The 26,337-nt window shown below is 68.1% G+C and carries 28 protein-coding genes; 12 read left to right on the plus strand and 16 right to left on the minus strand.

What is annotated here, in order from left to right:
- Positions 1-11 precede the first annotated feature (11 nt).
- The gene (locus AC1KAT_RS08310; protein WP_480324701.1) at positions 12-947 is read right to left on the minus strand and encodes an asparaginase; all 936 of its coding nucleotides are present in this window, start codon (positions 945-947) and stop codon (positions 12-14) included.
- Positions 948-1,009: 62 nt separating this feature from the next.
- Between AC1KAT_RS08310 and lexA the strand changes: the two genes are divergently transcribed.
- Both lexA and AC1KAT_RS08320 read left to right on the plus strand, forming a co-directional pair.
- Positions 1,010-1,687, plus strand: a complete 678-nt coding sequence (lexA, locus tag AC1KAT_RS08315; RefSeq protein WP_480324703.1) for a transcriptional repressor LexA — start codon at positions 1,010-1,012, stop codon at positions 1,685-1,687.
- A gap of 7 nt (positions 1,688-1,694) precedes the next feature.
- Positions 1,695-2,012, plus strand: a complete 318-nt coding sequence (locus tag AC1KAT_RS08320) for a helix-hairpin-helix domain-containing protein (RefSeq protein WP_480324705.1) — start codon at positions 1,695-1,697, stop codon at positions 2,010-2,012.
- Positions 2,013-2,024: 12 nt separating this feature from the next.
- Here AC1KAT_RS08320 and AC1KAT_RS08325 read toward each other — a convergent pair whose 3' ends face one another.
- Positions 2,025-4,451, minus strand: a complete 2,427-nt coding sequence (locus AC1KAT_RS08325) for a penicillin acylase family protein (RefSeq protein WP_480324707.1) — start codon at positions 4,449-4,451, stop codon at positions 2,025-2,027.
- A gap of 168 nt (positions 4,452-4,619) precedes the next feature.
- Here AC1KAT_RS08325 and AC1KAT_RS08330 point away from each other — a divergent pair, with 168 nt between their 5' ends.
- Both AC1KAT_RS08330 and AC1KAT_RS08335 read left to right on the plus strand, forming a co-directional pair.
- Complete coding sequence (locus AC1KAT_RS08330) at positions 4,620-5,093, plus strand: hypothetical protein (RefSeq protein ID WP_480324709.1); 474 nt, start codon at positions 4,620-4,622, stop codon at positions 5,091-5,093.
- On the plus strand, positions 5,090-5,458 hold the full coding sequence (locus AC1KAT_RS08335) for a hypothetical protein (protein ID WP_480324711.1): 369 nt from the start codon (positions 5,090-5,092) through the stop codon (positions 5,456-5,458). Before AC1KAT_RS08330 ends, AC1KAT_RS08335 begins: the two co-directional genes overlap by 4 nt.
- Positions 5,459-5,469: 11 nt before the next feature.
- Here the strand turns inward: AC1KAT_RS08335 and AC1KAT_RS08340 are convergent, their stop codons facing one another.
- Complete coding sequence (locus AC1KAT_RS08340) at positions 5,470-5,976, minus strand: DUF1993 domain-containing protein (protein ID WP_480324713.1); 507 nt, start codon at positions 5,974-5,976, stop codon at positions 5,470-5,472.
- A 110-nt stretch (positions 5,977-6,086) separates the two neighbouring features.
- Between AC1KAT_RS08340 and AC1KAT_RS08345 the strand changes: the two genes are divergently transcribed.
- Genes AC1KAT_RS08345 through AC1KAT_RS08360 form a run of 4 tightly spaced genes read left to right on the plus strand, consistent with a single transcriptional unit; the run spans position 6,087 to position 9,418 of the window.
- The gene (locus tag AC1KAT_RS08345; RefSeq protein WP_480324715.1) at positions 6,087-7,097 is read left to right on the plus strand and encodes a D-2-hydroxyacid dehydrogenase family protein; all 1,011 of its coding nucleotides are present in this window, start codon (positions 6,087-6,089) and stop codon (positions 7,095-7,097) included.
- Positions 7,094-8,305 (plus strand): MFS transporter, encoded by a 1,212-nt coding sequence (locus tag AC1KAT_RS08350; protein WP_480324717.1) that lies wholly within the window; start codon positions 7,094-7,096, stop codon positions 8,303-8,305. The genes AC1KAT_RS08345 and AC1KAT_RS08350 overlap by 4 nt, the downstream gene beginning before the upstream one ends.
- Positions 8,292-8,873 (plus strand): chromate transporter, encoded by a 582-nt coding sequence (locus AC1KAT_RS08355; RefSeq protein ID WP_480324719.1) that lies wholly within the window; start codon positions 8,292-8,294, stop codon positions 8,871-8,873. Before AC1KAT_RS08350 ends, AC1KAT_RS08355 begins: the two co-directional genes overlap by 14 nt.
- Positions 8,870-9,418, plus strand: coding sequence for a chromate transporter (locus AC1KAT_RS08360; protein WP_480324721.1), 549 nt, complete (start codon positions 8,870-8,872; stop codon positions 9,416-9,418). Before AC1KAT_RS08355 ends, AC1KAT_RS08360 begins: the two co-directional genes overlap by 4 nt.
- A gap of 181 nt (positions 9,419-9,599) precedes the next feature.
- On the opposite strand, the gene AC1KAT_RS08365 is transcribed toward AC1KAT_RS08360, so the two are convergent.
- From AC1KAT_RS08365 to AC1KAT_RS08380, 4 genes are read right to left on the minus strand one after another with little or no spacing between them, the layout of a single operon-like run.
- Positions 9,600-9,944: a hypothetical protein gene (locus AC1KAT_RS08365; RefSeq protein ID WP_480324723.1), complete on the minus strand. Its 345-nt coding sequence runs from the start codon at positions 9,942-9,944 to the stop codon at positions 9,600-9,602.
- Positions 9,945-9,961: 17 nt separating this feature from the next.
- Positions 9,962-10,588: a uracil phosphoribosyltransferase gene (upp, locus tag AC1KAT_RS08370; protein WP_480324725.1), complete on the minus strand. Its 627-nt coding sequence runs from the start codon at positions 10,586-10,588 to the stop codon at positions 9,962-9,964.
- 44 nt (positions 10,589-10,632) lie between these two features.
- Positions 10,633-11,385 (minus strand): 23S rRNA (guanosine(2251)-2'-O)-methyltransferase RlmB, encoded by a 753-nt coding sequence (gene rlmB, locus AC1KAT_RS08375; protein ID WP_480324727.1) that lies wholly within the window; start codon positions 11,383-11,385, stop codon positions 10,633-10,635.
- A gap of 30 nt (positions 11,386-11,415) precedes the next feature.
- Entirely contained in the window at positions 11,416-12,174 is a 759-nt protein-coding gene (locus tag AC1KAT_RS08380; protein ID WP_480324729.1) for an acetyltransferase domain-containing protein, read from the minus strand.
- Positions 12,175-12,341: 167 nt separating this feature from the next.
- Here AC1KAT_RS08380 and AC1KAT_RS08385 point away from each other — a divergent pair, with 167 nt between their 5' ends.
- Positions 12,342-12,764, plus strand: coding sequence for a cupin domain-containing protein (locus tag AC1KAT_RS08385; protein WP_480324731.1), 423 nt, complete (start codon positions 12,342-12,344; stop codon positions 12,762-12,764).
- 36 nt (positions 12,765-12,800) lie between these two features.
- Here the strand turns inward: AC1KAT_RS08385 and AC1KAT_RS08390 are convergent, their stop codons facing one another.
- Entirely contained in the window at positions 12,801-13,451 is a 651-nt protein-coding gene (locus AC1KAT_RS08390; RefSeq protein ID WP_480326515.1) for a glutathione S-transferase family protein, read from the minus strand.
- A 271-nt stretch (positions 13,452-13,722) separates the two neighbouring features.
- Between AC1KAT_RS08390 and AC1KAT_RS08395 the strand changes: the two genes are divergently transcribed.
- A complete protein-coding gene (locus tag AC1KAT_RS08395) occupies positions 13,723-14,958 on the plus strand; it encodes a polyhydroxyalkanoate depolymerase (RefSeq protein WP_480324733.1) in 1,236 nt (411 codons plus the stop codon).
- A gap of 164 nt (positions 14,959-15,122) precedes the next feature.
- Here the strand turns inward: AC1KAT_RS08395 and aroC are convergent, their stop codons facing one another.
- The 3 genes from aroC to AC1KAT_RS08410 form a co-directional block, all read right to left on the minus strand.
- Complete coding sequence (aroC, locus tag AC1KAT_RS08400) at positions 15,123-16,220, minus strand: chorismate synthase (protein WP_480324735.1); 1,098 nt, start codon at positions 16,218-16,220, stop codon at positions 15,123-15,125.
- A gap of 107 nt (positions 16,221-16,327) precedes the next feature.
- On the minus strand, positions 16,328-16,798 hold the full coding sequence (locus AC1KAT_RS08405; protein WP_480324737.1) for a CBS domain-containing protein: 471 nt from the start codon (positions 16,796-16,798) through the stop codon (positions 16,328-16,330).
- A 199-nt stretch (positions 16,799-16,997) separates the two neighbouring features.
- Entirely contained in the window at positions 16,998-18,233 is a 1,236-nt protein-coding gene (locus tag AC1KAT_RS08410; protein WP_480324740.1) for a YihY family inner membrane protein, read from the minus strand.
- Between the two features lie 98 nt (positions 18,234-18,331).
- On the opposite strand from AC1KAT_RS08410, the gene AC1KAT_RS08415 reads away from it, so the two are divergent.
- Together AC1KAT_RS08415 and AC1KAT_RS08420 are read left to right on the plus strand one after the other, a co-directional pair.
- Positions 18,332-18,751 carry a DUF2069 domain-containing protein gene (locus AC1KAT_RS08415; RefSeq protein WP_480324742.1) on the plus strand — a complete coding sequence of 140 codons (420 nt, stop codon included), beginning with the start codon at positions 18,332-18,334 and terminating at the stop codon, positions 18,749-18,751.
- A 28-nt stretch (positions 18,752-18,779) separates the two neighbouring features.
- Positions 18,780-20,183, plus strand: a complete 1,404-nt coding sequence (locus AC1KAT_RS08420) for an FAD-binding oxidoreductase (protein WP_480324744.1) — start codon at positions 18,780-18,782, stop codon at positions 20,181-20,183.
- Between the two features lie 31 nt (positions 20,184-20,214).
- On the opposite strand, the gene AC1KAT_RS08425 is transcribed toward AC1KAT_RS08420, so the two are convergent.
- Genes AC1KAT_RS08425 through nuoL form a run of 5 tightly spaced genes read right to left on the minus strand, consistent with a single transcriptional unit; the run spans position 20,215 to position 26,335 of the window.
- Positions 20,215-20,664 carry a DUF1178 family protein gene (locus tag AC1KAT_RS08425; protein WP_480324746.1) on the minus strand — a complete coding sequence of 150 codons (450 nt, stop codon included), beginning with the start codon at positions 20,662-20,664 and terminating at the stop codon, positions 20,215-20,217.
- Between the two features lie 25 nt (positions 20,665-20,689).
- Complete coding sequence (locus tag AC1KAT_RS08430) at positions 20,690-21,274, minus strand: NUDIX domain-containing protein (RefSeq protein ID WP_480324748.1); 585 nt, start codon at positions 21,272-21,274, stop codon at positions 20,690-20,692.
- 8 nt (positions 21,275-21,282) lie between these two features.
- Positions 21,283-22,770 carry an NADH-quinone oxidoreductase subunit NuoN gene (gene nuoN, locus AC1KAT_RS08435; protein ID WP_480324750.1) on the minus strand — a complete coding sequence of 496 codons (1,488 nt, stop codon included), beginning with the start codon at positions 22,768-22,770 and terminating at the stop codon, positions 21,283-21,285.
- A 35-nt stretch (positions 22,771-22,805) separates the two neighbouring features.
- Complete coding sequence (locus AC1KAT_RS08440; protein ID WP_480324752.1) at positions 22,806-24,281, minus strand: NADH-quinone oxidoreductase subunit M; 1,476 nt, start codon at positions 24,279-24,281, stop codon at positions 22,806-22,808.
- 26 nt (positions 24,282-24,307) lie between these two features.
- On the minus strand, positions 24,308-26,335 hold the full coding sequence (nuoL, locus tag AC1KAT_RS08445) for an NADH-quinone oxidoreductase subunit L (RefSeq protein WP_480324754.1): 2,028 nt from the start codon (positions 26,333-26,335) through the stop codon (positions 24,308-24,310).
- Positions 26,336-26,337 lie beyond the last annotated feature (2 nt).

Below are 26,337 nucleotides of genomic sequence, written 5' to 3' on the forward strand. Positions count from 1 at the left end.
ACGTGCCCGCGTCAGGGCGCGAGCAAGCGGAGCATCAACTCCACACGCGCCTTCACCGGCGACAGCGTGCCGCCGGCTTCGAGCGTGTCGTCGGGTTTGGCGAGCACGGGGCCACTGGGCACGCGGCTGCATCGCAGCACCTGCACGCCCGCGGCCTGAGCGCGCAGCAAAGCGGTTTCGAGCGACGCGTGCAAGGTGCCATTGCCGGTGCCGGCGGCGACGAGGCCCTGCACGCCCGCCGCCACGGCGGCATCGACCAGCAAACCATCGGCGCCGGCATGGCTGCTCACGATGGCAACTCGCGGCCACGCCTGCGGGTCACGGCCCACATCGGCCCCCGCCGGCTCGCCTTCGGGCCACCCGCGCAGTTCGCGCAAGCGCCCCGCTTCGATCCACGCGATGGGGCCGGCGTCGCCGGAGTCGAACGCGTCGATGCGCACGGTGTGGGCCTTGCGCACATCGGCGGCCGCATGCACCGCGCCGGCCATCACGGCCACCACGCCGCGGGCCTGGGGCGTGCGGGCCACGGTCACGGCGTCGAGCAAGTTCTGCGGGCCATCGGCCTGCAAGGCGGTGGCGGGGCGCATCGCGGCGGTCAGCACGACCGGCTTGGTGGGCGCGAGCACGCGCTGCAAGAAGTAGGCGGTCTCTTCGAGCGTGTCGGTGCCGTGGGTGATGACGACGCCGGCGACTTCATCGCGGCCGAGGTGGTGTGACACGCGCCGGGCCAGCGCCTGCCACACGGTGAAGTCCATGTCTTTGCTGTCGATCTGGGCGACCTGCTCGCATTCGAGCGGGGTGCCGGCCAGCGGCGGCACGGCCTGGACGAGTTGCTCGATGCCCAGTTGCGCGGCGCGGTAGGCGAGCGCGTCGGCCGCGCCCGTGGCCGTGCCGGCGATGGTGCCGCCGGTGCCCAACACCACGACAAGCGCACGAGTACTTTTCATTTTCGTGAGGCTGGATGAAAATACAGTGGTTGAGTTGCCGCCCACCAACCGCAGGACGCGCCATGCAAGACACGCCCAAACTGACCGACCGACAACAGCAGATCCTCGATCTGGTGCAAAGCGCCATCGAGCGCACCGGGGCTCCGCCCACCCGCGCCGAGATCGCCAACGAGCTGGGCTTTCGCTCGGCCAACGCCGCCGAAGAGCATTTGCAGGCCCTGGCCCGCAAGGGCGTCATCGAACTGGTCGGCGGTACCTCGCGGGGCATCCGTTTGAAGTCTGACACATTGCGTGCGCTCAACGAGAGCCGCGGCAAGCAGTTCTCGCTGCCCCTGCCCTCGCTCGCGCAGCTTTCGCTGCCCCTGGTGGGGCGTGTGGCGGCGGGCCACCCCATCCTCGCGCAAGAGCACATCGACCAGACCTATCTGGTCGAGGCGAGCATGTTTCCGCGCCGGCCCGACTACCTGCTCAAAGTGCGGGGCATGAGCATGCGCGACGCCGGCATCATGGACGGCGATCTGCTCGCTGTGCAGCGCGCCAAAGACGCCAAGAACGGCCAGATCGTCGTGGCGCGCCTGGGCGACGAGGTCACGGTCAAGCGCTTCAAGCGCACGCGCACGACCATCGAGCTGCTGCCCGAGAACCCCGACTTCGAACCCATCGTCGTGCCCTTCGGCGATGTCGATTTCGAACTCGAAGGCCTGGCGGTCGGGCTCATCCGCAACAACATGCTGATGTGAGGCCCCCGTGAGCCGCACGGCCTTCGCCACCAAACCCCTGCGCAAGGCGCTCAGCGCCGACGAATGCGAGCAGCTCGAACAGCTGCCCAACATCGGCCCGGCGCTGGCCGAAGACCTGCGTTTGATCGGCATCCAGCACCCGCGTGAACTCGCGGGGCAAGACCCGTTCTCGCTCTACCAGCGCCTGTGCCAGGCCACCGGCCTGCGGCAAGACCCGTGCGTGCTCGACACCTTCATGGCCGTGGTCGATTTCATGGGCGGCGCGCAGAAGGCGCCGTGGTGGGCCTACACGGCGCGGCGCAAGGCCGAGTTCGGGGCGGTGTGAGGGGCTGACCCCTCAAGGCGCCCCGGGGGTCAACACCAGCGCGTGCCCGGCCGAACCGTCGCCCCACACCGGCACGTCTTTCACCTCGCGCCACAGGTCGAGAAAGCCCCGGTAGCTCGACGAGAACACCAGGCCCGACTGCCCGGTCGAATGCATGAAGCGTGACTTCGACGGGTCGCCCAGGTCGTAGAGCGCGCGCAGCGAGGGGCCGTGCTCGGTGCGGTAGGGCATGCCAATCCGGGCATCCGCCCGCATGGCCACCTTCGACACGTTGAGCGTGTGGGTGTCGCCGCCCACCGGCGTGCGCAGCTCGAACCAGCGCGCCAGCGGGCCGACCTGACTGAACGGCCGGTGCTCGGCGCGGGCAATGTGGGCGCGGCCCCACTGCCATTTCGACACATCGGGGCCTTGCAGGGTCTGCAGTTCGTCGAGCGCGCGGGTCAGGGCCGCGTCGCTCTGCTGGGCGCAAGTCTCGGCGACGGCGGCGGTGGCCTTGTCGTCGCACCACCACGCGTCGTTGCGGTCGAGCACGCCTTCGAGGGCCTCGCGGAAGTTGCGCGACCCCACGCTGCGGTCGTAAGACGCCTGGCCGATGTCGTCGGCCAGCACGGCCTGCGTGAGCTGGCGCACCCAGGCCCAGAAGACCAGTGGCGCCGCACGTTCGGCGGCCATCGTGCCGTCGAAGCCCGTCAACTCGCGCTGCGCCGCTGCCGCCAGCGGGTGCACCGATTGCGCCTTGCGCAGGTGCGGCAGCAACCGCTGCGCGGCCAGCGAGAGCTCGTCGCCCTGCATGGCGCGCAGGCTGTCGAGATCGTGCTTGGGTTTGCCTTCGAGCATCTGCTCGATGCGTTGCATGCGGTAGGGCGTCGTCCACTCGCTGGCGATGTAGTGCGGGTACTCGGGCGGGTGGATGCGCTGGTTGGCGCTGCCCAGCCAGCCGCGCGCGGGGTCGCGTTCGCGCGGGGTCTGGTCGCCCGGCACGAAGCCGGTCCAGTCGTAGCGGGCCTCCCACCCGGGCGCGGGCACCAGGCCTTTCAGGTCGTGCTGCGGGCCGCGCTGCGGCACCCGGCCGGCGGCGACGAAAGCGATGCGGCCGGCGGTGTCGGCCACCACGACGTTCTGCATCGGCGCGATGTACTTGCCCGAGTGGGTGAGAAAGTCGTCCACCGACTGCCAGCGGTTGGCCAGCAGCGGGGCTTCGAGCAGGTCGGCGTCGCTGTCGAGGGCCGTCCAGCGCATCGCCAGCACATAGCCCGGTCCGCCTGGCGCACCGGTCAAGCCGTCGGCCGGGCCGCCGACGTCCGAGATCACCGGCCCGTGGCGCGTGCCGCGCACGGTGATGGACACGTCGGCCCCACCGCGCACCTTGATGACCTCGTCGAAGCTTTCGAACCGGGCCCAGCCGTCGGGCGTCTGGTACTGCGCCGGGTCGTCGGCGTGCACGCGTTCGAGGTAGAGGTCTTGCACGTCGGGGTTGGTGTTGGTGAAACCCCAGGCCACGCGCTCGTTCTGCCCCAGCACCACGCCGGGCAGGCCGGGCATGGTGGCGCCCGCGACCTTCAGGCCAGGCGCTTCGAGCCGTGCGAAGTACCACAGCGCCGGCGTCGTGAGCTTCAGGTGCGGGTCGTTGGCGAGCAGCGGCTTGCCGGTGGTGGTGCGCGAGCCGGCCAGGACCCAGTTGTTCGAACCCACGCCTTCGACGCCCGACTCGGGCGCGTGCAGCAGCGCCTGCTTGCCGAGCGAGCCATCGACCTTGAGGCCGCGGAACAGCGCCGCGTAGTCGGCCGTGGCGAGCGGCTTTTCGCCGGGGTACGGGGGCAGCAGCTCGTTGATGCGCTCGACCGGCATCTTCAGCGCGAGCCGCATGCGCAGCAACTCGTTGTTCCAGTTGCCGCCCAGGTCCCAGGCCATCATGATCGTCCAGGCGAGCGTGTCTTCGGGCGTCCACGGCTCGGGCTGCACGCCGGTCAGCAGCATCTCGGGCGGACGCGCCTTGAGGCCGTGACGAAGGTAGGCGTTGATGCCGTCGGTGTAGGCCAGCACGGCGGCTCGGGTTTCAGCCGAGGCCGATGCCCACTGCGCCGTGGCGGCGCGCTTCACGCCCAGCGCGCGCAAGAACTTGTCGCTCTCGACGGCCCCCGGCCCGAAGGCCTCGGCCAGCCGGCCCGAGCCGATGCGGCGGTGGGTTTCGAGCTGCCAGAGCCGGTCTTGCGCGTGGGCGAAGCCCAGGCCGAACATCGCGCCCTCGCGGGTGGCCGCGCGGATGGTCGGGATGCCGTGCGCGTCGCGCTCGATGCGCACCTTGCCTCCCAGGCCCGACACCGGCAGTTCCCCTTCGACCTGCGGCAGCGCCTGGTGCACGTAGATGGCCATCGCGAGGCCTCCCCCCGCCACCACCAGCCCCACCGTCCACAGCGTGCGTTTCAGCCATAGGTTCATCGCGTGTTCCTTCTTGTTCGAGCGCGGACGCCGAGGTTAGCGCGTGTGTGCACCGGCCCGAAATGGCCTTGGATCGGGTCGCTATTCCCCGCTTCGCTTCGTGGCGTGGTTCACAGAATCGCCGACACAGATTCACACAACTGCGCCACCCCCGGAGGGACTGCCGACATGCGAAGAAACTCGCTCGACACCGCCCGCGCGCCCCAGCGGCCGCTCGTGCCCGCCGTGCAAGGCCGGCTCGGCGCCTGTCCGCCACCGCCGCTGAGCCGGGGCTCGTTCGGCGCCCGCATGCAGTTGCTGTTGCAGACCTGCCTGGGACTGCTCAACCCGTCGCACCTGCCGGCGCATGTGCGCGCCCGCAAGAGGCAGCGCGAACGCGAACTGGAAGTGCTGGCCGACGCCCGCGAAGAATTCATCATTGCCGTGCGCGACATCTGGGCCGCCGACGCCAGCGCCGTGCGCGCCCAGGTGCACGATGCCCGCTCGCTGCAAGAGTTGTGGCATCTGCGGGTCACCATCTTCGGCCTCGTCTCGTGCCACCACAGCCAGGACGAAGCGCGCGAGCGGCTTGCGCAACTCAACCGGCACTTCCCGACGCGCTCGGCCGGCTCGGGCTTCACCCCGCTGGACGGCGCGCGATGAACCCCGCCGCAAGCCCCGCCCCCTACCCCACGCCGGACCCGGCCTTTCGGCACGACGCGGTCTGGCACGTGAGCGGCACGCCGCAAGAGCGGCTGGCCCGCGTGGCCGCACGCCGCGCCTTCGTCGAGATGAAACAGTGTTTTCTGGACGCTGCCGCCGACTTCACCGGCGGCCAGGCCGAGTGGCTGCGCCACCAGGTGCGCCAGGCACCCGACGTGCAGGCCCTGTGGCAGTTGCACCGGGCAGTGTTCGCCGCTCTGCCTGGTGACACCGAGCGCGGCAGTCACTGGCGAGGCCAGTTGCGCCAGCAGCTCGAAGCGGCCTTTCCCGACGCCGGGGGCGACACCGAGTTCGCGCCGCTCTGAAGTGCCCCGGCTCAGCGGGCGCCGAGGAAATCGGCCTTGCCCAGTTCGACACCGTTGTGGCGCAGCAGGCCGTAGGCCGTGGTCACGTGGAAGTAGAAGTTCGGCAGCGCGAAGAAGCGCAGGTAGTCCTCGCCGGCCATCGTGACATTGCCACTGCGCTGGGGCACGTTGACCTCTCGCGCTTCGCTGCCCTCGAACTTCTCGGCCGGCACCGATTGCACGAATTCGATGGTCTTGGCGATACGCGCCTTCAGTTCATCGATTGACGCCTCGTTGTCTTCATGACGTGGGGCCTCAACGCCGGCCAGCCGCGCCGTGCCGAACTTGGCCGCGTCGCAGGCGATCTGCACCTGGCGCGTGAACGGCAGCATGTCGGGCGCCAAGCGGGCTGCAAGCAGCACGCCGCTGTCGAATTTCTTGGTCTCGGCCAGGGCCTGCGCCTTGTCGAGCCAGCGCGACAGGCTCTTGAGCGTTCGGATGAAAACCGGCACGCTGGCCGAGTGCATGGTGATCGCCAAATTCGTCTCCCGATTGAAAGAAGGGACGATGCTAAAGCGACAGGCCCCGGCGCGCTCAGCGTGCACAATCTTTCACCGCCCCTGATCGCAGCCTTCGAGCCCCCCTGCCTGTGAACATCATCATCCTCGACGACTACCAGGACGCGGTGCGCAAACTCAAGTGCGCCGCCCGGCTGGAGGCCCTGAACGCCAAGGTCTTCACGAACACCGTCAAGGGCATCGGCCAGCTGTCGGTGCGGCTGCGCGACGCCGAGGTGCTGGTGCTGATCCGCGAGCGCACGCAGTTCCCGCGCGCCCTGCTCGAAAAGCTTCCCAAGCTGCGGCTCATTTCGCAGACCGGCGGCGTCGGCTCGCACATCGACCTGGACACCTGCACCCGCCTGGGCATCGCCGTGGCCGAGGGCGTGGGCTCGCCGGTCGCCCCGGCCGAGCTGACCTGGGCACTCATCATGGCGGCGATGCGCCGGCTGCCGCAGTACATCGGCAACCTCAAGCACGGCGCCTGGCAGCAATCGGGGCTGAAGGCCGCGTCGATGCCGGCCAACTTCGGCATCGGCATGGTGCTCAAGGGCAAGACGCTGGGCCTGTGGGGCTACGGGCGCATCGGCAAGATCGTCGCCGGCTATGGCCGCGCCTTCGGCATGCAGGTCACCGTGTGGGGCAGCGAGGCCTCGCGCGCCGCGGCGCAGGCCGACGGCTTCGAGGCCGCCCCCTCGCGTGAAGCCTTCTTCGAAGGATGCGACGTGCTCTCGCTGCACCTGCGGCTGGCCGAGGGCACACGCGGGCTGGTGACTTTCGAAGACCTGTCGCGCATGAAGCCCACCGCCTTGCTGGTCAACACCTCGCGCGCCGAGCTGATCGAAGAAGGCGCGCTGGTGTCGGCGCTCAACCGCGGCCGCCCCGGCATGGCGGCTGTCGATGTGTTCGAGAGCGAGCCCATCCTGCAAGGCCACCCGCTGCTGCGGCTCGAAAACGCCGTGTGCACGCCGCACATCGGCTATGTCGAGCAAGACAGCTACGAGCTGTACTTCGAGGCCGCCTTCCAGAACGTCGTGAACTTCATCAACGGCACGCCCACCGGCATCGTCAACCCCGAAGCGTTGAAGGTGCTGCGGGGATGAACCCGGACCTGAGTGCGCACCAGCGGCTCACGCAGGCGCGCTGGGCGCTGATGTTCGGCAACTTCGCCATCGGCTGCGGCGTGATGGTGGTGGCGGGCTCGCTGAACAGCCTGATCCGCTCGCTCGAGGTCAGCGTGGCGGTGGGTGGGCAGCTCATCTCGGCCGCCGCCATCGTGATGTGCTTCGGCGCGCCGCTGCTGGCCGCGCTGGTGGGTGGCTGGGACCGCCGCCGCCTGCTGGTGCTGTCGCTCGTCTGGTACGCCATCGGCCACGCCCTGTGCGCGCTGGCGCCCAACTACGCGGCGCTCTTGCCGCTGCGCGTGATCAGCGTGGTGGCGGCGGCCGTGTTCACGCCGCAGGCGGCGGCCGCCATCAACAGCGTGGCGCCCCCCGAAGAGCGCGGCCGGGCGGTGATCTTCATCTTTCTCGGCTGGTCGGTGGCCTCGGTGATCGGCATGCCGGTGCACAGCTTCATCGGCGAGGCCTTCGGTTGGCGCTACGCCTTCGCGGTGGTGGCGGTGCTGGCGAGCATCGCCGCGTGGTGGATCCACCGCGTCATGCCGGCCGGCATCAAGCCCCCGGCCATGAAGCTGGCCGACTGGCGCGAGCTGTTCACCCACCCGGTGCTGATGGCCATGGTGGCCGTGACGGCCCTGTCGGGCGCGGCGCAGTTCACCCTGTTCGCCTACTTCGCGCCCTACTACCGCCAGGTGCTGGGGGCCGACGCGGCGCAGACCTCGGGCCTGTTCTTCTGGTTCGGCGGACTGGGCCTGCTGGGCAACCTGCTGCTGTCGCGCTACATCGACCGCATCGGCGCGGCGCGCATCGTGGCGCTGGCGCTGTCGGCCATGGCGTTCAGCATCCTGATCTTTCCGCTGGCGGTGGGCGTGGTGTCGATGGCGCTGGTGATGCTGCCCTGGGCGCTGGGCGGCTTCGCGTCGAACTCGGCCCAGCAGGCGCGCATGGGCGGCGCCGCACCGACGCGCGCCTCGGCGCTGCTGGCGCTCAACACCTCGGCCATCTACCTCGGCCAGGCGGTGGGCGCGGCCGGTGGCGGCGCCATCGTGGCGGCGCACGCGGCCAACAGCGCGGTGGGCAAGGCGCAGTTCGCGGGCCTGAGCTGGGTGGCGCTGGTGTGGATGGTCGCCGCCGTGGCCTTGAGCGTGTGGGCCCAGCGGCGCATGGAGCAGTCGGGTGGCCAGGTCTGACGACGCGGGCGCGCCGCTGCGCCGGCCGGCGTCTTGCACCGAACTTTTCCTCGCCTTCAACCGGCTCGCGCTGCAGGGCTTCGGCGGCGTGATCGCCGTGGCGCAGCACGCGCTGGTGGACCGCGAACGCTGGCTCACGCGCGAGCAGTTTCTTGAGATGCTGTCGGTCAGCCAGGTGCTGCCGGGGCCGAACGTGGTCAACCTCTCGCTGATGATCGGCGACCGCTTCTTCGGCTGGCGCGGCGCCTGCGCGGCCCTGGCCGGCATGCTGTTGATGCCGCTGGTGATCGTCATCGCGCTGGCCGCGCTGTACGCCGGCTACTCGCACCACCCGCAGGTCGGCGGGGCCTTGCGCGGCATGGGCGCGGTGTCAGCCGGCCTGATGTTCGGCACGGCGCTCAAGCTCGCGGCGAACTGGCGCGGCCACGCGATGGGCGGGCCGCTGTACCTGGGCATCGGCGCCCTCACCTGCGTGCTGGTCGTGTGGCTCAAGTGGCCGCTCGCGTGGGTGGTGCTCGGGCTGGGCTCGCTGTCGATGGCGCTCGCCTGGGCCCGGCTCAAGCGATGAGTGCCTGGCTCGCGTCTACCGAGGCCGCTCAGCTCGGCAGCTTGTTCGTGCACTTCTTGATGCTGAGCCTGCTGGCCGTCGGCGGCGCGATCAGCACCGCACCCGACATGCACCGCTACCTCGTCGTCGAGACGGGTTGGCTGAGCGACGCGCAGTTCACCTCGTCGGTGGCGCTCGCGCAGGCCGCGCCGGGGCCCAACGTCACCTTCGTCGCGGTGCTGGGCTACAACGTGGCCGGCCTGCCCGGCGCGCTGGCGACGATGCTCGGCATCATGCTGCCCTCGACCACGCTGGCCTTCTGGGCCACGCGCTGGGCGGCCGAGCGGCGCGACAGCCCGCCGGTGCGCGCCTTCGTCGCCGGCATGGCGCCGCTCACCATCGGGCTCATCGTTGCCACCGGCTGGCTGCTCGCCGAGCCCGCCGCAGATCACCTGGGTGCGATGCTGCTGGTGGCCGTGACGGCCGTCATCGCATGGAAGACGCGGCTGAGCCCGATTTGGCTCGTGGCCGTGGGGGCCGTGGTCGGGGCGCTCGGTTGGGCTTGACCCCCTTCACACAACGACACGCCACAACGACACGCAGAGGCTGCGAATTTTCGTAGCGAGCGGGTACAGCGTGCGTCGAGAAGCGCAGTCGTCCTGGCGTACGACGAGCATCGCAGGCGCGCCTGACGTGGGCGGTGTGCGCTGCGCGCACGTGTCCGCGCAGTAGAAAAGTCGCAGCCTCTCAGTTCGGGTTCTCGAAGAAGACGTAGCTCGTGGCGAAGTCGCTGATCTCGAAGTAGACGCGCTTCTCGCCGTTGTCCACCACGCCGTTCATGTTGGCGTCGAGCACGCCGTAGCCGAAGCGGTACGAGCGCGGCAGGTTGTCGCTGGTGCCGTGCGCCGTGCTCATCTTGTCGATCTTGAGAAAGCGCTTGACGAGCTTGTCACCGGCATAGATTTCGAGGATGCCGTCGGTGCCGGTCCAGTTCTGGATGTCGCGGCGGATCACGTTCTGCTGCTCTTGCGTGCAGGCACCCATCAGCGCCAGGGCGCCCACGCAAATCAGCAGGTAGACGAGTTTCTTCATGGACAGCTTCTCCTCGTTCACTTGGTTCCGAATATCTTGTCGCCCGCGTCGCCCAGGCCCGGGATGATGTAGCCCACGTCGTTCAGGTGGCTGTCGATGGCCGCCGTCCAGCAGCGCACGTCGGGGTGCGCGGCCGCCAGCGCCGCAATGCCCTCGGGCGCGGCCACCAGCACCAGCGCGCGCACGTCGGTGCAGCCACGGCGCTTGAGCAGGTCGATGGTGGCGATCATCGAGCCGGCCGTGGCCAGCATAGGGTCGATGATGATCGCGGTGCGTTCGTCGAGGTGGCCGACGAACTTCTCGAAGTAGTGCTCGGGCTGCAGCGTCTCGTGGTTGCGGCTCAGGCCCACGACGCTGACCTTGGCGTTGGGGATCATGTCGAGCACGCCGTCGAGCATGCCCAGCCCGGCGCGCAAGATCGGCACGACCGTGACCTTCTTGCCCTTGACCTGGTCGATCTCGACCGGGCCGCTCCAGCAGTCGATGGTGGTCTTCTCCAGCGGAAAGTCGGCCGTGGCCTCGTAAGCCAGCAAGCGCGCGATCTCGTTGGTGAGTTCACGAAACGACTTGGTCGAAATGCCGTTCTCGCGCAGCAGGCCGACCTTGTGCTTGACCAGCGGGTGTTGAACGGCGATCACGGGCATGGGTCGGTCCTGGGCGTCGTTCAGCGTTCGTTCGTCGGGGCCGATCAGGCCGGCTTCGCCGCCACCGTGCGCTGGCGCAGCGCCTCGTAGAGGCACACGCCGCTGGCGACCGAGACGTTCAGGCTTTCCACCGCGCCCATCATCGGCAGGCGCACGAGCACGTCGCAGGTCTTGGTGGTGAGTTGCCGCATGCCCGCGCCCTCGGCGCCGAGCACCAGGGCCACCGGGCCGCTGAGGTCAATGTCGTAGAGCGATTGTTCGGCCTGGTCGGAGGTGCCCACCACGAGGATGTTGCGTTCCTTCAGTTCATTCAAGCTGCGTGCCAGGTTGGTGACCATGAAGTACGGCACCGTCTCGGCCGCGCCGCTGGCGACCTTGGCGACCGTGGCGTTCACACCCACCGCGTGGTCTTTCGGGGCGATGACCGCGTGCGCGCCGGCGCCGTCGGCCACGCGCAGGCAGGCGCCCAGGTTGTGCGGGTCGGTGATGCCGTCGAGCACCAGCAAGAGCGGCACGCCTTCGACCGCGTCGAGCGTGTCGTCGAGCGAATGGCTCAGCGCCACCGTGTTGACCCGCGCCACCACGCCCTGGTGCCGGTGCGTGCCGCACATCTTTTGCAGGCGTTCGTCGTCGCTCTCGATCAGCTTGGCGCCGGCCTCTTTGGCGCGCTCGACGAACTGGCGCATGCGCTGGTCGCGCCGGGTGGCATCGACGTGGATGTCGATCACGGACTGCGGCGCGGTCTTCAGCCGCACGGTCACGGCATGAAAGCCGAAGAGGAGTTTCGAAGAGGACATCCGGCGATGGTAGACGCGTTCAAGCCCTCTTCAGCGCACGACCTGCACCACCCCCCACAGCAGGCCGATCAACACCGGCTGGTGCAGCATGTAGAAGCTGAGCGACCAGCGCCCCAGCACGGCCAGCGGGTGCAGCCCGCGCGGCAGCGGCCCGGTCAGCCACTGCGCGCGGTGGGTCAGCACCCAGCGCCCGGCCGCCAGGCCCCACCACACCACGCCCAGCCAGGGCAGCAGCGGTGCGTAGTCTTCGGTGGCGGGCTTGCGGGTGACGAGGCCGATCCAGTTGGCCCAGGCCGGGTTGAACGCTTCATGGCGGACCACCTGCGGCAGCACGATCGCCACCGCGCCCAGCAGCCACAACCAGCGCCCCGCGCCCGAGGTGAGCCGCACCACGATCAGCATGACCGCGATGGCGTGGAGCACGCCGAAGTGAATGAACCTCGGGCCGAACATCAGCCAGGAGCCGATGCTGACCAGCGCCGCGCAACCGGCCACCTGCGCCCAGCGCCGCCAGAAGCGCTGCGGGAAACGCGCGCTGCCCGGCGGCTCGTGCGCCAGCGCCACCGCCTGGCTCAGCCCCACGCAAAACATGAACAGCGTGACGATGCAGGTGCGCTGCACGGTCCAGAACGGGTCGGACAAAAACCGCTCGCGGATGAACCCGAAGTAGTTCAGGTCGTAGCAGAAGTGAAACGCCGCCATCCAGACGACGGCCAGCGCACGCAGCGCGTCGAGCCGGTCGTAGCGGGTGGCGGCCGGGGCAGCGGAAGCGGTGGGCGAGGTCGTCACGTCGGGCGCGGCAGCGAATCGGTCGGGGGGTGAACCGGGCCGGGCCCGGCGACGAGGCCCCGATGATGCACCGGCGGGGCTGCTGCATTTTGGGGCAGCCGGGCCGGCCCACGCTGGGAACGCTTCATGCATGACGCCCCCTCATCGTTGCCTCGAAGGAGCCGGACATGCTGGACACGACCGCCACCCAGTTTTCCCATGTCAAACCCGAAGACACCGGCTGGCGCAGCGACGGCCTGCGCGACTTCTTTCTCTACAAGGACCTGGGCGTGGCGGCCGCCACCCACGGCAAGGTCATCGCGCATCTGGTGAAGGCCAACATGGCACCCGAGAAGGGCACGGGCTGGCACCGGCACGAGGCAGATTTCCAGATCGTCATCATGACCAAGGGCTGGGCGCGCTTCATGTACGGCGACAAAGAGACGCTGGTCCAGGCCGGTGATTGCGTGCACCAGCGCCCCGGCATCGTGCACTACCTCTTCGACTATTCGCCCGACATGGAGTACCTCGAAATCGTGAGCCCGGCCGATTTCAAGACGGTCGATGCCGAAGCGCCGTGCGCGATCCCCTCGCCCACGCCCTGGACTTGAGGCTCAGGCCGGACGCCCGCGCGGGGCGTCGCCCCATCAGAAGTCCATTTCGAGTTCTTCGATGTCTTCGGGCTCGCGCCTGGCTTCGGCGACCCACTCTTTCATCTCGGGCATCTGCATGATGGTCTTGCAGTAGGCGGCGCACACCGGGTCGAGCTTCACGTGGTACGTGAGAAAGCGCGTGACCACGGGCGCATACATCGCATCGGCCAGGCAGCGCTGCTTGCCGAAGAGAAACGGGCCGCCGTAGCGCCCGAGGCAGTCGCGCCAGATGGCGACGATGCGTTCGATGTCGGCTTCGGCGCGTGTCCACACCTTGTGGTTCGGAAAGTCGCCTTTCAGGTTCATCGGCAGCGCCGAGCGCAGGCTGCTGAAGCCCGAGTGCATCTCGCCGCTGATGGCCCGGCAATGCGAACGCGAGGCCAGGTCGGGCGGCAACAGGCCGCTCGCCGGAAAGCGTTCGGCCAGGTACTCGCCGATGGCCAGCGTGTCCCACACCTCGATGCCTTCGTGCGTGAGGCAGGGCACGAGGATGGACGGTGACAGCAGCAGGATCTCTTGCTTCGCGTCGGCGTCGTCGGGCGACACCATCACCTCGTCGAACACCAGCCCCGCGAAGCGCGCCATCAACCAACCACGCAGCGACCACGACGAGTAGTTCTTGCTCGATAGGGTGATCGAACTCATCACCGGTGCCGCCTTGGGCTTGGCCGGCGCCGCCTTCTTGGCAGGCGCCGCGGCGGTCTTCTTCACGGCTTTCACGGCGCTCTTGGCAGCGGCCTTCTTGGCAACGGATGGCATGCAGGGTCTCCGGGTTGATGCACCGGTGCTGCAAGGGATATGCCAATCGACGCGTCCGGATTTCCCCTGCCTGCACTCACGGGGTGCACCGCGCACGGGCCCGGCATGTGGCGCGCAAGTTGCTGACCCCTCTCATCACAAGGAAAGAGGAGCGCGCATGATGTACCACGCCTACCAAACCCAGTCAGATTGGCTGTCGCCACTGCGCGCGTGGGCCCGCCACTCCATCCCCTGGCTCGAAGCCACGTCTCACCCCTGGGGGCACGACGAGGTCAAGCGCAAGCTGGCCGCCGCGTGCAAGGTGTTCTCGCTCGCCGAGGTCACCCATCACCGGCCGGCCTTCGCCATCGACAGCATCGTGGTGCAGGGCGAGGCGGTGCCGGTGGTCGAAGAGGCCGCGCACGTGACCCCCTTTGCCACGCTGCTGCGCTTCAAGAAAGACCTGCCCTCGCTCGAATCGCAGCCCAAGGTGCTGATCGTTGCGCCGCTGTCGGGGCATTTTTCGACCCTGCTGCGCGACACCGTGCGCACCGTGCTGCCCGACCACGACGTGTACGTGACCGACTGGCACAACATCCGCGACGTGCCGGTGTCGGCCGGCCGCTTCGGGCTCGACGAGTACACCGAGCACCTGATGCAGTTCATGGAGGTGCTGGGCCCGCGCTCGCACATGATGGCCATCTGCCAGCCCTGCGTGTCGGCGCTCGCGGCCGTCGCGCTGATGAGCGAAGACGACCACCCGGCCACGCCGGCGAGCCTGACGCTCATGGCCGGCCCGATCGACTGCCGCATCAGCCCGACCGAGGTCAACAAGCTCGCCACCACGAAGCCGATCGAGTGGTTCGAGAAAAACCTGATCAGCATCGTGCCCTGGCGCCACCGGGGCGGCGGCCGGCGCGTGTACCCGGGCTTCGTGCAGCTCACCGCGTTCATGGCAATGAACAAGGAGCGGCACGTCAACGCCTTCAAGGAGTACTACGCGCACCTGCTCGACACCGACAACGAAGAGTCGCGCCAGAAGGCCGAGCACACGCGCAAGTTCTACGAAGAGTATTTCGCCGTGTCAGACCTGCCGGCCGACTTCTACCTCGAGACCGTGCAGCGCGTGTTCCAGACCTTCGACCTGCCGCTGGGCAAGCTCACCTATCGAGGCCGCACCGTGAACCCGGCGGCCATCCGCCGCACCGCATTGCTGACCGTCGAAGGCGAACGCGACGACATCTGCGCCACCGGCCAGACACTGGCCGCGCAAGACCTCTGCACGAACCTGCGACCGTACCTGCGTACCCACTACGTGCAGGCCGGCGTCGGCCACTACGGCGTGTTCAGCGGCAGCCGCTGGCAACGGCAGATCTACCCGATCGTGCGCGACGTGATTCACGTGTCGCAGTGAGATCGGGGCCGCGCTCGGTACACGGCTTGTTCCGTTCGGCCTGAGCCGTCGAGGCCTCGCTGCGAATCACCGAATCCGTTCGGTCGGGGGTACCGAAGTCCCGTTCGAGTGGCAGGGGGGGTTCGACACCTCAGCCCGCACGGGATGCACGCTTGAACGGGTGATCAGCGCGGCCCGGCGATCTTCGGCGTGTCCACCCGCACATCGCCACACTGCGCCCGGTGCCGCAGGGCATGGTCCATCAGCACCAGCGCGAGCAGCGCCTCGGCGATGGGCGTGGCGCGAATGCCGACGCAGGGGTCGTGGCGGCCAAAGGTCTCGACCGTCGCCGACTGGCCGGTGAGGTCGATGGATTCTTTCGCGCTGCGGATCGAACTGGTCGGCTTGATGGCGATCGACACCGTGATGTCTTGCCCCGTCGAGATGCCCCCGAGCACACCACCGGCGTTGTTCGACTTGAAGCCCGCGCTGGTGAGCTCGTCCCCATGCTCGGTGCCGCGCTGCGCGACGCTGGCGAAGCCGGCGCCGATCTCGACGCCCTTGACCGCGTTCAAACCCATCATCGCGTAGGCGATGTCGGCGTCGAGCTTGTCGAACAGCGGCTCGCCCAGGCCGACCGGCACGCCATGCGCGGCCACGGCGATGCGCGCGCCGCACGAGTCGCCGGCCTTGCGCAAGTCGTCCATGTAGTCTTCCAGGCGCTGAATGTCGCTGGCGTTGGCGGCGAAGAAGGCGTTGTTGGGCACGTGTTCGAGCGACTCGAACGGCACCTCGATCTCGCCGAGCTGCGTCATGTGGCCCGAGAAGGTGGTGCCGAACTGCTGCTGCAGCCACTTGCGGGCCACCGCACCGGCGGCCACCGTGGGCGCGGTCAGCCGGGCCGAGGAGCGCCCGCCACCACGCGGGTCGCGGATGCCATATTTGTGCCAGTAGGTGTAGTCGGCATGCCCTGGGCGGAAGGTCTGCAGGATGTTGCCGTAGTCCTTGCTGCGCTGGTCGGTGTTGCGGATCAGCAGGCAGATCGGCGTGCCGGTGGTCTTGCCTTCATACACACCCGAAAGGATTTCGACCTGGTCGGGCTCGTTGCGTTGCGTGACGAAGCGCGAGGTGCCGGGGCGGCGGCGATCGAGTTCGGGCTGGATGTCGGCCTCGCTCAGCGCCATGCCGGGCGGGCAACCGTCGATCACGCAGCCGATGGCCGGGCCGTGGGACTCACCGAAGTTGGTGACGCAAAAGAGGGTGCCGAAGGTGCTGCCAGACATGGGGGGCGGGCGCCGCGTCGGCGGGTTCACCGCGTCGGGGCTGGGCTGGATGGGAAGGGCGCGATTTTACGGCCGGCCCCGAGGGCGCCCTGCCCGCCGTGGGCGAATCAGCTCTGCGGCTGCGCTTGCGGCTCGATCTGCTCTTCGACCGGCCAGTCGCGGATGTAGGCCTTGAGCATGCGGTTCTCAAAGTCTTGGCTTTCGACCACGGCCTTGGCGACGTCGTAGAACGAGATCACGCCCATCAGCGTGCGTTGCGTCATGACGGGCATGTAGCGCGCATGGCGGTCGAGCATCATGCGCCGCACTTCGTCGATCTCGGTCTCGGGCGTGCAGGTGAGCGGGTGGTCGTCCATCACGGCGCGCACGCCGATCGAACCGACCACGCCGCCGTTGCGCACGACGGCCTGGATGACTTCGCGGAAGGTCAGCATGCCCACCAGTTCGCCGTGTTCCATGACGACGAGCGAACCGATGTCGCGGTCGGCCATCGTCGCGATGGCGTCGGCCAGGGGCTGATCGGGTGAGACGGTGAAAAGCGTTCCGCCTTTCACGCGCAGGATGTCGGCGACTTTCATGCGGGGGCCTCCTCGATCGGCTGGTGCTTTAACGCGAGCCGTTCGCAGCCAGGGCGGCTGGATCGGCCAGGGGTGCGGGCCAATATAGCCCACATTCAGCGGGCTGCAACCCCATATTCCCTGCCCTGCGGGGGCATCCGTGCCTGGAATTGACCGCTGCAGAACGCCGCCCGCGAGGTGGTCGGACGGCGCCGCGCCCTCAAGCCTGCACCACCTCGGCGAGGGTCATGCGGTCGAAGCCGGCGCGCTGCCAGAAGTGCTTGAGTTCGGTGCCGGGGTCGATCAGCACCAGGCCGAGCAGCGGCGCCGCCGGGGTCTGGGCCGGGTCGCACAACAGCACGTAGCGCGCCGCGCCTTCTTCGTCGAGCCGCCCGACCCAGTCGATGGCAACCAGGGTGTCGAGCAGCGGTTCGATCTGCAAGGGATCGGTGCGCAAGGCCAGCGCGAGTTGCGCCGAACTCAGGCCGTGCGTGGCCAAGCCACGGGCTTGCGCAAGTTCGCGCAGCAAGGCCACGGCCAGGTGGAAGCGGTAGCCCGGCACGGCCACGCGCCGCACGATGCGCATCTGCAGGCTCGGCGCGTAGGCCGTGATCACAGCGCCCAGCAGCACGATCACCCAGCCGAGGTAGATCCAGATCAGCAGGATGGGCACCGTGGCGAACGCGCCGTACACGTTGGTGATGGTGGGCACGCTGCCGAGGTACAGGCCGAGGCCCTTCTTCGCCAGCTCGAACCCGGTCGAGACGAAGAGCCCGCCGGCCCAGGCGTGCTTCCACTGCACATGGGTGTTGGGCACGTAGTGAAAGAGCCCCGCCATGCCGCCGGCGAGCACGGCGAACTCGAGCGCATTGAGCACGAAGGCCACGCCCCCGGGCAGGGTGCCCACCAGCCCGCGCGAAGCCGACAGCGCATACGAGGTCATCGTGAGGCTCACCCCCAGCAGCAGCGGCCCGAGCGTCACGGCCGCCCAGTACACGAGCACGCGCTGGGCGATGGGCCGGGGCTTGCGCACGCGCCAGATGGCGTTCAGCGTGCGGTCGATGGTGAGCATGAGCGCCAGCGCCGTGAACAGCAGCAGCACCAGGCCGGCCGTGCCGAGCTTGTTGGCCTTGAGCGCGAACTGCGTCAGCGCACCCAACACCGGCTTGGCGATGCCGTCGGGCACCAGGCTCTGCAGAAAGTATTTCTGCAGCGCGATCTGGAACTTCGAGAACATCGGGAAGACGGTGAACAACGCCAGCATCACCGTTGCCAGCGGCACCAGCGAGATCAGTGTCGTGAAGGTCAGGCTGCCGGCCGTCTGCCCCAGGCGGTCTTCGCGGAAGCGCTCGCGCAGCGTGTGCACCGTGTCCATCCACGGCCAGCGCTGCAGCGTCTCGACCAACTCGCGGAGCTGGGCACGCCAATCCACGGTCAAAGGTTTGCGAAAGTTCATGGGCGAGGTGCGGTGCGCGGGGCGAATGCCCCTGAAGGCGGGCCGGCAGACGGCCTGTGCGGCGGTGCGGGCAAGAGCTGCTGGCATGATAGCCAGCGATGACTGCTGCCCTGCCCTCCTCTACGTCCTCCTCTTCCGCTGCGCCCGAGACGCCGGTGCCGCCCTTTGTGGCCCGCACACGTGCCATGGCCCTGGCCAGCGTGTTCGGCCTGATCGCCCTCGGTCTGGCCTGGGAGCTGTGGCTCGCGCCGGTGCGCCCCGGCGGCTCGTGGCTCGCGCTGAAGGTGCTGCCGCTGCTGCTGCCCATCCCCGGCCTCTGGAAGAACCGCATGTACACCTACCGCTGGGTCAGCCTGCTGGTGTGGCTGTACTTCGCCGAAGGCACCGTGCGCGCGACCAGCGACCGCGGCCTCGGCGTGCCGCTGGCCATCGTCGAGATCGTGCTGTGCCTGGTGCTCTTCGCCGCCTGCGCGATGCACGTGCGCTGGCGCCTGCGACACGCGAGGCCGCAGGCATGAGCCGCCGCCTGCACCGAGGGCCCGCGCCGTGAGCGACCTGCTGCAGGCCTTGCGCGCGGCCGTGGGCGACGCCCAGGTGCTGTCCGGCGGTGACCTCACGGCCTACGAGCAAGACTGGCGCAAGCGCTACCGGGGCCGCGCGCTCGCGGTCGTGCGTCCGGCCAGCACCGACGAGGTCGCCGCCGTCGTGAAGGCCTGTGCCGCACACGGCGTGGCGCTGGTGCCGCAAGGCGGCAACACCGGCCTGGTCGGTGGCTCGGTGCCCGACGCTTCGGGCACGCAGGTGCTGCTGAGCCTGCAGCGCATGCAGCGCGTGCGCGCACTCGACGCGGCCAACCTGACGATGACGGTCGATGCGGGCTGCATTCTGCAAAGCGTGCAAGAAGCGGCCGCCGCGCAGGGTTTGCTCTTTCCGCTGAGCCTGGCGGCCGAAGGCAGTTGCACCCTCGGCGGCAACCTCGCCAGCAACGCCGGTGGCACGCAGGTGCTGCGCTACGGCAACGCGCGCGAGCTGTGCCTGGGGCTCGAAGTCGTGACCGCCCGCGGCGAGGTGTGGGACGGCCTCGCCGGCCTGCGCAAGGACAACACCGGCTACGACCTGCGCGACCTCTTCATCGGCAGCGAAGGCACGCTGGGGGTGATCACCGCCGCCACCTTGAAGCTCTACCCGCAGCCGGCGGCCGTGATGACCGCACTCGCCAGCCTGCCCACTCTGCCGGCGGCCATCGCGCTCTTGCAGCTGGCGCAGGCGCGGCTGGGCGCCGGCCTCACCGGCTTCGAGGTGATGAACGAGGTGTCGCTGGGCCTGGTGCGGCGGCATTTCACGCAGCTGCGCCAACCACTCGCGCCCGCGCCGTGGACGGTGCTGCTGGAGCAGTCCGACACCGAAGGCGAGGCGCATGCACGCGGGCTGTTCGAAGGCCTGCTCGAATCGGCGATGGAGGCCGGGCTGATCACCGACGCGGTGGTGGCCGAGAGCCTCGACCAGTCGCACGCGCTGTGGCACTTGCGCGAGTCGATCCCGCTGGCGCAGGCCGAAGAGGGGCTCAACATCAAGCACGACATCGCGCTGCCGGTGTCGCGCATCCCCGAGTTCGTCGCCTCGACCGACGCCGCCCTCGAAGCCGCGCACCCCGGCGTGCGGCTGGTGAACTTCGGCCACCTGGGCGACGGCAACCTGCACTACAACGTGCAATCGCCGGTGGGGCAGTCGGCGGCCGACTTCCTCGCGCGGCACGAGGCAGCAATCAACACGCGGGTGTACGACGCGGTGACGGCTCATGGTGGGTCGATCTCGGCCGAGCATGGCATCGGTGCGCTCAAGCGCGACGAACTGGCGCACCGCAAGTCGCCGGTGGCGCTGGGGTTGATGCGGGCGATCAAGCAAGCCCTCGACCCGCAGAACCTGATGAACCCGGGCCGGCTGCTCTGAGCCAGCGGCCGCACGCCGTGCGGCGGACGCCCTACTGCAGCGGGCCCTTGAGTGCCGGCGGCACCGGCAGCGCGACGACCTCGATGCCCTCGTCGGCCAGGGCCTGGGCTTCTTCGGCCGAGGCCTTGCCTCGGATGGCGCGCTCTTCGGCCTCGCCGTAGTGCATGCGGCGGGCCTCTTCGGGAAAGCGCTCGCCGACGTCTTGGGTGTTGGCCAGCACGTGCTGCACGGCGCGCATCCACACCGATTGAAGCGTCACGGCGGTGTCGGCGCCCTCGGGCTGCGGCGACGGGGCCACAACCGGCTCGCGCGCCTTCGTCACGTTCAGGCGCGGAGCGCTCGGCAAACGCGCGATCTGCTTGTCGCCGCACACCGGGCACTCGACCAGGCCACGCTCTTGTTGCGAGAGGTAGTCGTCTTCAGAGGCGAACCAGCCCTCGAAGCGGTGCTCGTGCGCACAACGAAGATCCAGGACTTTCATCGACCCACACCCGCCCGCAGACGCATCAAGCGGCCGGCTGCCACACGAGCGGCCAGCGCCCGGCGAGCCAGTTCTGCAGCCACAGCAGGCCGATCAGCGTCTTGGCGTCGGTGAGCTCGCCGCTGCGCGCGGCGGCGTCGAGCGCTTCGGGCGTGGCGGCATCCACGTCGAGAAACTCACCCGCGTCGAGGTCGCGCTCACCGAGGCTCAGACCCCGCGCGAACCACACCTCGATGCCTTCGGTCGAGTAGGCGATGGCGTTGTGCAGGATGCCGGCACGGGCCCATTCGCGCGCGCGGTAGCCGGTCTCTTCGGCCAGCTCGCGCACCGCGCAGCTCAGTGGCGGCTCGCCGGCGTCGAGCTTGCCGGCCGGAAATTCGAGCATCACGCGGCCCATCGGGTAGCGGAACTGTCGCTCGACCACCACGCGCCCGTCGTCGAGCAGCGGGACGATCATCACCGCGCCTGGGTGCACCACGTATTCACGGTGCGTGAGCTTGCCGTCGGGCAGACGCACCTCGTCGCGGCGGACGTCGAGGAAATGCCCTCGGTAGACCTGGCGGCCTTCGACGCAGGTTTCGCGCAGGTGCTCGTCGGCCGCGGACGTCATCAAGGCGCTCAGGAGCCCAGCGCCAGCGAGCGCACGATCGCCTGCGAGCACAACGCCATCAAGCCGCCCGGCAACAGGCCGAAGGCCAGCACCGCGAGGCCGTTGATCGACAGCACCGCACGCACGTCGAAGCTGCTGCGGATGGGGGCGGTGTCGGTCGGCTCGTCGAAGTACATCACCTTGACCAGGCGCAGGTAGTAGAACGCGCCCACCAGCGACAGCACGACCGCGATCACCGCCAGCACGATGAAGCCGGTGACGTTGGTCGAGACCAGCGCCTGCAACACCGAGAGCTTGGCGTAGAAGCCCACCGTCGGCGGCAGGCCGGCCAGCGAGAACATGAAGATCGCCATCACGGCCGCGTACCAGGGGCTGCGCTTGGCGAGGCCCTTCAGGTCGTCGATGTCTTCGGACTCGAAGCCCGGGCGCGACAGCAGCAGGATGATGCCGAAGGTGCCCAGCGTGGTCAGCGTGTAGGTCACGGCGTAGAACATCGCCGAGCTGTACGCGTTGGCCGCCGACAGCGTGTTGTTGTTCACCACGCCCGAGCACAGGCCGAGCAGCATGAAGCCCATCTGCGCGATGGTCGAGTAGGCCAGCATGCGCTTCAGGTTGCGCTGCGCGATGGCGGCGAGGTTGCCGAGCGCCATCGACGCGACCGCCAGCACCACCAGCATCTGCTGCCAATCGACCGCCAGGCCCAGCATGCCTTCGATCAGCAGACGCACGGTGATGGCGAACGCGGCCAGCTTCGGCGCGCCACCGATCAAGAGCGTGACCGCCGTCGGCGCGCCCTGGTACACGTCGGGCACCCACATGTGGAACGGGGCGGCACCCAGCTTGAACGCCAGGCCGGCCACGATGAACACCGTGCCGAAGGCCAGCACGGCCTTGTTGATCTGGCCGGTGCCGATGGCCTTGAAGACTTCGCCGATGTCGAGCGAACCGGCCGCGCCGTACATCATCGACAGGCCGTAGAGCAGGAAGCCGCTCGCCAGCGCGCCCAGCACGAAGTACTTCATCGCCGCCTCGGTGGCGTTGAGGTCGTCGCGGCGCAGCGCGGTCAGCGCATAGAGCGACAGGCTCATCAGTTCGAGGCCGAGGTAGATGACCAGGAAGTTGTTCGCCGAGAGCATCACGCAGATGCCCAGCAGCGACAGCAGGCTCAGCGTGAACAGCTCGCCCTTCAGCAGGCCGCGCTCGGCGGCGTAGGGTTGCGCGTAGACCAGCGTGACCATCGTGGCGATGGTGGCGAAGAAGCCCAGCAGGCTGCCCATCGGGTCGGCGACGACCAGGCCCTGCATGCCGTAGATGTTGAGGCCTCCTTCGAAGTACGACCAGAACATCACTGCCACGACGGCGAGCGTTGCCTGGCTGAGCCAGTAGGTGGGGGTGCGGCGCTCGCTCTTGACCCACAGGTCAACCACGGCAACCACGCAGGCCATCACCAGCAGCACGAGGCTCGGATAGACGGCCAGCCAGTTCATCTCGTTCATGTTGTCGTTCCGACGAAGGCGTCAGTTCCGATGGTTCAGTTGAGCTTCGACACGGCAACGTGGCGCAGCAACTCGGTCACGCTGGCGTGCATGACGTCGGTGAAAGGCTTGGGGTACAGACCCATGTAGAGCGTGGCAATCGCCAGCGCCGCCAGCATGGCGAACTCACGGGTGTTGATGTCGGTGAGCGAACGCACGTCGTCGTTGGCCACCGGGCCGAAGTACACGCGCTTGACCATCCACAGCGTGTAGGCAGCACCGAAGATCAGCGCTGTGGCCGCCAGGAAGCCGTACCAGAAGCTCACCTTCACCGCACCGAGAATGACCATCCACTCGCCCACGAAGCCGGCCGTACCCGGCAGGCCGCAGTTGGCCATGGCAAAGAACACGGCGAAAGCGGTGAACTTGGGCATGGTGTTGACCACGCCGCCGTAGGAGGCGATCTCACGCGAGTGCACGCGGTCGTACAGCACGCCGATGCACAGGAACATCGCGCCCGACACGAAGCCGTGGCTGATCATCTGCACCAGGCCACCCGAGATGCCCAGTTCGTTGTACAGGAAGAAGCCCAGCGTCACGAAGCCCATGTGCGCGATCGACGAGTACGCGACCAGCTTCTTCATGTCTTGCTGCACCAGTGCGACCAGGCCGATGTAGATGACGGCGATCAGCGACAGGGCGACGATGAACCACGTCCACTCTTGCGAGGCATCGGGGGCGATGGGCAGCGAAAACCGCAGGAAGCCGTAGCCACCGAGCTTGAGCATGATGGCCGCCAGCACCACCGAGCCGCCGGTGGGCGCCTCGACGTGGGCGTCGGGCAACCAGGTGTGCACCGGCCACATCGGCACCTTCACCGCGAAGGCCGCGAAGAAGGCAAAGAAGATCAGCGTCTGCTCGGTCATGTTCAGCGGCACGCGGTGCCACGTGAAGATGTCGAAGCTGCCGCCCGACTTGTAGTACAGGAAGATCAGCGCGATCAGCGACAGCAGCGAACCCGCCAGCGTGTACAGGAAGAACTTGAACGCGGCGTACACCCGGCGCGGGCCACCCCACACGCCGATGATGATGTACATCGGGATCAGCGTCGCCTCGAAGAACACGTAGAACAGCAAGCCGTCGAGCGACGCGAACACGCCGATCATGATCCCCGACAGGATCAGGAAGGCGCCCATGTACTGGTTCACGCGCTCGGTGATCACCTCCCACGCGGCGATCACCACGATGACCGTGATGAAGGCGGTGAGCAGCACGAACCACACCGAGATGCCATCGACACCCAGGTGGTAGTTGACGTTGAAGCGTTCGATCCAGGGGTACTTTTCCTGGAACTGCGCGGCAGCGGTCGCCGTGTCGAAGCGCGAGATCAACGGCAGCGTGACGAGGAAGCTGACCACCGAGGCGATCAGCGCCAGCCAGCGCACCAGCGTCGCCTGGTTTTCACGGCCCAAGGCCAGCAGCAGCACACCCGATGCAATCGGCAACCAGATGGCAAGGCTCAACAAACCCATGTTTTTTGTTCTCCGAGGCTACCGGCTCACCGGAGCAGGTTGCTCATGTAGGGCCACAACTGCCAGGTCATGAGTGCGATCACGCCCAGGATCATCACCAGCGCATACCAGTAGAGGTAGCCGCTCTGCACGAAGCGTGTCAGCGCCGCGATGCCACCCACCGTGCGTGCCGAGCCGTTGATGGCGCCGTCGATCAGCAGGCCGTCACCACCCTTCCACAGACCCCGCCCGATGAGGCGTGCGCCGGCTGCGAGGACGTGCTCGTTGATCCAGTCCATGAAGTACTTGTTCTCGAGCACCGTGACCAGCGGGCTGAAGGTGCGCGCGAACCAGGCCGGGATCGCCGGCTTGACGAGGTAGAAAACGTAGGCGACGACCACGCCCGCCAACGCCAGCCAGAACGGCAGCGTGCTCAGACCGTGCACGGCCATCGCGGCCGCGCCGTGGAAGTGCGCCGCCATCTCGGCCATGGCCGGGTGCTTGGCCGCATCGACCGTGATCGCGTCTTTGAAGAAGTCGCCGTAGAGCATCGGCCCGATGGTCATGAAGCCGATGACGACCGAGGGGATGGCCAGCAGCACCAGCGGCACCGTCACCACCCAGGGCGATTCGTGCGGCGTGTGCGGCTCATGCGCGTGGTGGTCATGCGCGTCGTCGTGGTGGTCGTGCTCGCCGGGGAAGGGCTTGTGGTGGAAGCGCTCTTTGCCGTGGAAGACCAGGAAGTACATGCGGAACGAATAGAACGCCGTGACGAACACGCCGGCCACCACCGCAAAGTAGGCGAAGCCCGAGCCCGGCAGCGAACTCGCATGCACCGCTTCGATGATGCTGTCCTTCGAATAGAAGCCCGAGAACAGCGGCGTGCCGATCAGCGCCAGCGAGCCCAGCAACGAGGTGAGCCAGGTGATGGGCATGTACTTGCGCAGGCCGCCCATGTTGCGGATGTCCTGGTCGTGGTGCATGCCGATGATCACCGAGCCCGCGCCGAGGAACAGCAGCGCCTTGAAGAACGCGTGCGTCATCAGGTGGAAGACCGCCACAGAGTACGCCGACACACCCAGCGCCACCGTCATGTAGCCCAGTTGCGAGAGGGTCGAGTACGCGACCACGCGCTTGATGTCGTTCTGGATGATGCCGAGGAAGCCCATGAACAGCGCCGTGATGGCACCGATCACCAGCACGAAGCTCAGCGCCACGTCGGACAGCTCGAACAGCGGCGACATGCGCGCCACCATGAAGATGCCGGCCGTGACCATGGTCGCCGCGTGGATCAGCGCCGAGATCGGGGTCGGGCCTTCCATCGAGTCGGGCAGCCACACGTGCAGCGGCACCTGGGCGCTCTTGCCCATCGCACCGATGAACAGGCAGATGCAGATCGCGGTGATGAGCATCCACTCGGTGCCCGGCACGGTGATGCCGACCAGGTCGTTGCGCTTGGCGAAGACCTCGCCGTAGTTCAGCGTGCCGGCGAAGGCCACGATCAGGCCGATGCCGAGGATGAAACCGAAGTCGCCGACCCGGTTCACCAGGAAGGCCTTCATGTTGGCGAAGATCGCCGTCGGCTTGGTGTACCAGAAGCCGATCAGCAGGTAGGACACCAGGCCCACCGCTTCCCAGCCGAAAAAGAGCTGCAGCAGGTTGTTGCTCATCACGAGCATCAACATCGAGAAGGTGAACAGCGAGATGTACGAGAAGAAGCGCTGGTAGCCCGGGTCTTCTTGCATGTAGCCGATGGTGTAGACGTGCACCATCAGCGACACGAAGGTCACCACGCACATCATCATGGCCGACAGCCCGTCGATCAGGAAGCCGACTTCCATCTTCAGGTCGCCGAGCACCATCCACTCGTAAACGGTGGCATTGAAGCGCGCCCCGGCGATCACATCGACCAGCGTCATCGCCGACAGGATGAACGCGACCAGCACACCGAGGATGGTGACGAGGTGCGCGCCGGTGCGGCCGATGGCCTTGCCGAAGAAGCCGGCGAGGATGGCCCCGGCCAGCGGCGCCAGGGGCACCGCCAGGAGCAGGTTGGGAGAGAGAGTTGCCGACATCG

The organism is Piscinibacter sp. PDB5-1 (genome assembly GCF_056676035.1).

Coding starts and splice junctions, on each gene's coding strand:
- AC1KAT_RS08310 (WP_480324701.1), bottom strand. CDS start 947: ATGAAAAGTACTCGTGCGCTTGTCGTGGTGTTGGGCACCGGCGGCACC.
- lexA (WP_480324703.1), top strand. CDS start 1,010: ATGCAAGACACGCCCAAACTGACCGACCGACAACAGCAGATCCTCGAT.
- AC1KAT_RS08325 (WP_480324707.1), bottom strand. CDS start 4,451: ATGAACCTATGGCTGAAACGCACGCTGTGGACGGTGGGGCTGGTGGTG.
- AC1KAT_RS08330 (WP_480324709.1), top strand. CDS start 4,620: ATGCGAAGAAACTCGCTCGACACCGCCCGCGCGCCCCAGCGGCCGCTC.
- AC1KAT_RS08335 (WP_480324711.1), top strand. CDS start 5,090: ATGAACCCCGCCGCAAGCCCCGCCCCCTACCCCACGCCGGACCCGGCC.
- AC1KAT_RS08350 (WP_480324717.1), top strand. CDS start 7,094: ATGAACCCGGACCTGAGTGCGCACCAGCGGCTCACGCAGGCGCGCTGG.
- AC1KAT_RS08360 (WP_480324721.1), top strand. CDS start 8,870: ATGAGTGCCTGGCTCGCGTCTACCGAGGCCGCTCAGCTCGGCAGCTTG.
- AC1KAT_RS08365 (WP_480324723.1), bottom strand. CDS start 9,944: ATGAAGAAACTCGTCTACCTGCTGATTTGCGTGGGCGCCCTGGCGCTG.
- upp (WP_480324725.1), bottom strand. CDS start 10,588: ATGCCCGTGATCGCCGTTCAACACCCGCTGGTCAAGCACAAGGTCGGC.
- rlmB (WP_480324727.1), bottom strand. CDS start 11,385: ATGTCCTCTTCGAAACTCCTCTTCGGCTTTCATGCCGTGACCGTGCGG.
- AC1KAT_RS08385 (WP_480324731.1), top strand. CDS start 12,342: ATGCTGGACACGACCGCCACCCAGTTTTCCCATGTCAAACCCGAAGAC.
- AC1KAT_RS08390 (WP_480326515.1), bottom strand. CDS start 13,451: ATGAGTTCGATCACCCTATCGAGCAAGAACTACTCGTCGTGGTCGCTG.
- AC1KAT_RS08395 (WP_480324733.1), top strand. CDS start 13,723: ATGATGTACCACGCCTACCAAACCCAGTCAGATTGGCTGTCGCCACTG.
- aroC (WP_480324735.1), bottom strand. CDS start 16,220: ATGTCTGGCAGCACCTTCGGCACCCTCTTTTGCGTCACCAACTTCGGT.
- AC1KAT_RS08405 (WP_480324737.1), bottom strand. CDS start 16,798: ATGAAAGTCGCCGACATCCTGCGCGTGAAAGGCGGAACGCTTTTCACC.
- AC1KAT_RS08410 (WP_480324740.1), bottom strand. CDS start 18,233: ATGAACTTTCGCAAACCTTTGACCGTGGATTGGCGTGCCCAGCTCCGC.
- AC1KAT_RS08415 (WP_480324742.1), top strand. CDS start 18,332: ATGACTGCTGCCCTGCCCTCCTCTACGTCCTCCTCTTCCGCTGCGCCC.
- AC1KAT_RS08425 (WP_480324746.1), bottom strand. CDS start 20,664: ATGAAAGTCCTGGATCTTCGTTGTGCGCACGAGCACCGCTTCGAGGGC.
- AC1KAT_RS08430 (WP_480324748.1), bottom strand. CDS start 21,274: ATGACGTCCGCGGCCGACGAGCACCTGCGCGAAACCTGCGTCGAAGGC.
- nuoN (WP_480324750.1), bottom strand. CDS start 22,770: ATGAACGAGATGAACTGGCTGGCCGTCTATCCGAGCCTCGTGCTGCTG.
- AC1KAT_RS08440 (WP_480324752.1), bottom strand. CDS start 24,281: ATGGGTTTGTTGAGCCTTGCCATCTGGTTGCCGATTGCATCGGGTGTG.
- nuoL (WP_480324754.1), bottom strand. CDS start 26,335: ATGTCGGCAACTCTCTCTCCCAACCTGCTCCTGGCGGTGCCCCTGGCG.